At 72.1% G+C, this 4,309-nt stretch carries 3 protein-coding genes and 1 pseudogene; all 4 read right to left on the bottom strand.

All coding sequences use genetic code 11. The annotated features are described in order from the left end of the window. Positions 1-7: 7 nt before the first annotated feature. Positions 8-760, bottom strand: coding sequence for a 6-phosphogluconolactonase (pgl, locus tag AB0C29_RS36095; RefSeq protein ID WP_360830117.1), 753 nt, complete (start codon positions 758-760; stop codon positions 8-10). Between the two features lie 69 nt (positions 761-829). Further along, entirely contained in the window at positions 830-1,846 is a 1,017-nt protein-coding gene (locus AB0C29_RS36090) for a glucose-6-phosphate dehydrogenase assembly protein OpcA (protein ID WP_360830114.1), read from the bottom strand. Then, complete coding sequence (gene zwf, locus AB0C29_RS36085; RefSeq protein ID WP_360547787.1) at positions 1,843-3,360, bottom strand: glucose-6-phosphate dehydrogenase; 1,518 nt, start codon at positions 3,358-3,360, stop codon at positions 1,843-1,845. Before zwf ends, AB0C29_RS36090 begins: the two co-directional genes overlap by 4 nt. Before the next feature lie 50 nt (positions 3,361-3,410). After that, positions 3,411-4,309, bottom strand: a pseudogene (locus tag AB0C29_RS36080) (glucose-6-phosphate isomerase); the annotation flags it as partial.

Genomic DNA, 4,309 nt, shown 5'->3' with positions numbered 1-4,309 from the left:
CTAGCGGTCATACCTTGTCCTCATGGTCCACAGTTTCCCCTTGATGCCCTGGGCTCTTGTCGGTGCCGACCGCGCCCGCCGCCGGCAGCTGCTTGGGCCCGGCACCCTCGATCGCCATGCCGACCGGGGCCGCCTTGTCCTTGCCCGCGGCGATCAGCCAGACCTCCTCGGCCGTCTGGATCGTGGGCATGGTCAGCGAGATCCGGGTCGGCGGCGGCTTCGGGCTGTTGTGCACCGCCGCGACCGTGCCGGTCTCGTAGCCGCCCGGGTGCTCCGGGAAGATCGACGCCACGTGCCCGTCCTCGCCCACGCCGAGCATCAGCACGTCGAAGTGCGGCAGCTCGGAGCTGCCCGGCTTGGCCGCCGCGGCCAGTTCGCGGGCGTAGCGGGCGGCGGCCGCCTTGTCGTCGTCGCCGTCCGGGCCCTCGGACGGGGGCATGGAGTGCACGCGGGCGTGGACCAGCGGCAGCGCGTCCAGCAGCGCCTCGCGGGCCTGGGTCTCATTGCGGTCCGGGTCACCGGCGGGCAGGAAACGCTCGTCGCCCCACCACAGGTCGACCCGGGACCAGTCGACCGCGTCCGAGGCCGGCAGCTCCTTGACCGAGCGCAGCACCTTGGCCGCCACCCGGCCGCCGGTCAGCACGACGCTGGCCCAGCCGCGCCCGGCCTGCGCGTCGATGATCTTGATGACCAGCCGCGCCGCCACCGTCGACGCCAGGATGTCGGCGTCGGGAACCACCACCACAACGGTCTCGCTCATGAAGCCCCTCGTCACCGGAGAAAGGGGCCACCCGCCGAGTCGGCGAGCGGCCCCCACGATCTTAGAGCGTCAGGCGGCGGAGCCACCCGGGCCGGCGAAGGCACCGGCCGCGTCGCCCGCCTGGGCCGCCTGCATCGGGTCCTTCCACACGTGTACGCGCATAGCCGGCTTGCTGTCCAGCCCCGCGACACCGGCCATGGCCCCCAGCGCCTCGCCGTAGATCTGGTCGGCGTCCAGCCGGCGCAGCTCCTCGGCGAGCTCGTCACCGACGGGTCGCTTCGGCAGCGGCATGTACCGGTCTTCCTGGCCGGTGCGGCTGAACAGCGCGGTGCCCTCGTCCCGGGTGACCCGGACGCAGTCACCGTTGGCGCACTGGAGCTCCACCGAGTGCATCCGGGGCGAACGGTCGGTGTGCTCCCACGCCGGGTCGATGCCCAGCCGCGACTTCAGCCAGCCCTGCATCAGCGCGGCGGTCGGGTCGTTGAGCGGCGCCACGATCGTCGCGCCGGTGACCCGCTCGTCGGTGGTGTCGAACGCGCCGGCCACCAGGGTGCGCCAGAGCGTGATCCGGGTCCAGGTGAGGTCGGTGTCGCCGGGGGCGTAGTCCTTGGCCCGCTGGCGCAGCGCGGCCACCGGGTCCGGCGCGAGCTTGCAGTCGGTGATGCGCCGGTCGGCCACCACCCCCAGGAAGTCGTTGGCGATGACGTCCGGCGGCTCGCTGTGCCACCAGGTCACCACGGGCACGTCCGGGGCGAGCAGCGGCATGACGACCGACTCGGCGTGCAGGGCCAGGCGGCCGTACATGCGCATGACGACGGCCTCGGCCGGGCCCAGCCGGCCGCCCACCACGATCTCCGCGTCCAGCCGGCTGCGGCCCTCGAGGTCCGAGCGGACCACGATGAGCAGGCGGCAGGGGTGCGCGGACGCCGCGATGGTCGCGGCGGCCTCGGCCTCGCGGACCTTCTTCTCCTCCACGACGGCGACCAGCGTCAGGGCGAGGCCGCTGGCCACGCCACCCGCGCTGCGCCGCTCGGCCGCCAGAGCCTTGACGACCTCGTTACCCGTGGTGTCCCAAAGCCCGATCATGCTCGCCTCCACGCGCGGCCCTCGCGGGCCAGCATCTCGTCGGACGCCCGCGGGCCCCACTCACCGGAGCGGTACGGCTCCGGCTTGGTCCCGGCCCAGGCGGCCTCCAGCGGGTCGATGACCTGCCAGCTCTGCTCGATCTCGGCCGCGTCCGGGAACAGCGTCCGGTCGCCGACCAGCACGTCGAGCACGAGCCGCTCGTACGCCTCCGGGCTGGACTCGGTGAACGCCTCGCCGTACTGGAAGTCCATCGCGATGTCGCGGACCTCCATCGTGGTGCCCGGCACCTTGGAACCGAACTTGAGCACCACGCCCTCGTCCGGCTGCACCCGGATGACCAGCTGGTTGTTGCCCAGCATCTCCACGTCGGCCGGGTCGAACGGCAGGTGCGGCGCCTTCTTGAACATGATGGCGATCTCGGTGACCCGCCGTGGCATCCGCTTGCCGACGCGGACGAAGAACGGCACCTCGGCCCAGCGTCTGTTCTGGATGCCGAGCCGGACAGCCACGTACGTCTCCGTGGTGGAGTCCGGCGGGATGTTGGCTTCCTCGAGGTAGCCGACCGCGCGCTCACCGGCGACCCAGCCGGGCAGATACTGCCCGCGGACCGAGCCCTTGGCGATGTCGGCGGGCAGGCTGATGGCCTTGAGGACCTTCAGCTTCTCGGCGCGTACGTCATTGGGGTCGAAGCTCGTCGGCTCCTCCATGCCCACCAGCGCGAGCAGCTGCAGCAGGTGGTTCTGCAGCACGTCGCGGGCGGCGCCGGAGGCGTCGTAGAACGCCGCCCGGGTGCCGATGCCGACGTCTTCGGCCATGGTGATCTGCACCGAGTCGACGTACTTGGAATTCCACACCGGCTCGAACAGGTTGTTCGCAAAGCGCAGGGCCAGGATGTTCTGGACCGTCTCCTTGCCGAGGTAGTGGTCGATGCGGAACACGTCGGCCGGGGTGAAGACCTCGTCGACCAGCTTGTTCAGCGCCATCGCGGTCTTCAGGTCGTTGCCGAACGGCTTCTCGACCACCACCCGGCGCCAGCCGCCGGACTTGGCGTTGTCGGCCATCCCGGTGCGGGCCAGCTGGTTGAGCACCAGCGGGAACGCGGCCGGCGGGATGGAGAAGTAGAAGGCGGCGTTGCCCGCGATGCCGTTGCGCTCACGCAGGTCGTCCAGCGTGGTCGCCAGGTGGTCGAAGGCGGCGTCGTCGTCGAACGAGCCCGGCACGAACTGGAACTGGCTGGCCAGCCTGGTCCAGACGTCCTCACGCCACGGGGTCCGGGCGCCCTTCTTGGCCGCCTCGTAGGCCAGCGACTCGAAGTCGCCGTCGCCCCAGTCGCGGCGGGCGAAGCCCAGGACCACGAAGCCGGGCGGCAGCAGACCCCGGTTGGCCAGGTCGTAGACCGCCGGGATGAGTTTCTTTCGGGACAGGTCGCCCGTGACTCCGAAGATCACCAGAGCGCAGGGCTCGGGGATCCTGGGAAGCCGTCGGTCCTGTGCGGTACGAAGCGGATTGCCCACGAGTCCCATCCTGCCAGCTTTTTGGTGACCCGCAGCGTTACGGCCAAGGGTCAGTGCCGCAACATCTCGGCGGCGGTGAGGACCTGGCGGATGCCGCCGGGCCGGTCGGTGAGGTGCAGGTGCAGCAGCGGTCGGCCCCGGCTCGCCACCGCCTGACGGTCGCCGGCGGCCCGGGCCGCCTGCAGCTCGCCGAGCGTGTGCTCCTGGCCCGGCACTGCGACGTCGCCGGTGACCGTGCCGGTGATCTGCAGAAACGAGCCGTGCAGCGGGCCGCCGCGGTGGTACGAGCCCCAGCCGAAGCCCACCGGGCGGCCGCACGCGGCGGACAGCAGCGGACGCAACCGGGCCACCTCGGCGTCGCCGGTGCGGTCCAGGAAGGCCTGGATGTGGAGCTGATCGTCCACGTCGGCGAGCAGCTCACACAGCGCGCCGGCGAGGTCCGTGGCGGAGCCAGTGGTGAAGATCTCCACGGCGCCCTCGACGAAGGACGGTGTCGTGGGCTCGGGATCGGCGGTCTCGGCGGGGAAGTCACGGAACGGGTCCACGCCGCGTACGTGCGCGGCGATCGCGACCGCGTACGGCCAGGCGAGGAGGTGGGCGCCCAGCGGGCCGTTGACGGCCACCATCGGGCCGGTGGCGTCGGCCAGCACCGCGGCCGGCGCCAGACTGCCGCCGTAGGTCACCGTGAGAGCGTCGCCGGGCGCGTCCTGCGGGGTCCCGGCAGTGGTCACCGGCAGGCCGAGGCCCCCGGTGAGCAGGTCGGCGGCCCACTCGCCGAGCTCCAGGCCGGAGCCGTCGGGGACGAGCAGGATCCGCTCGGCGGCGGCCAGGGCGACCCCCAGGGCCAGGGCGGGATTGTCGTCGTCGCCGGCCAGCGACGGTGCGAACAGCTCGGCCTGGTCGATCAGCTCGGCGACGTCCACCCCGGCGAAGGCGGCGGGCACCAGAG

The organism is Actinoplanes sp. NPDC048791 (assembly GCF_040650095.1).
GTDB lineage: Bacteria > Actinomycetota > Actinomycetes > Mycobacteriales > Micromonosporaceae > Actinoplanes.
The sequence above is the reverse complement of the archived record's forward strand: the minus strand, read 5'-3'. Positions and strand labels throughout refer to the sequence as shown.

Excerpts from the sequence above, each read along its gene's own strand:
- pgl (WP_360830117.1), bottom strand. The coding sequence starts at position 760 with ATGAGCGAGACCGTTGTGGTGGTGGTTCCCGACGCCGACATCCTGGCG.
- AB0C29_RS36090 (WP_360830114.1), bottom strand. The coding sequence starts at position 1,846 with ATGATCGGGCTTTGGGACACCACGGGTAACGAGGTCGTCAAGGCTCTG.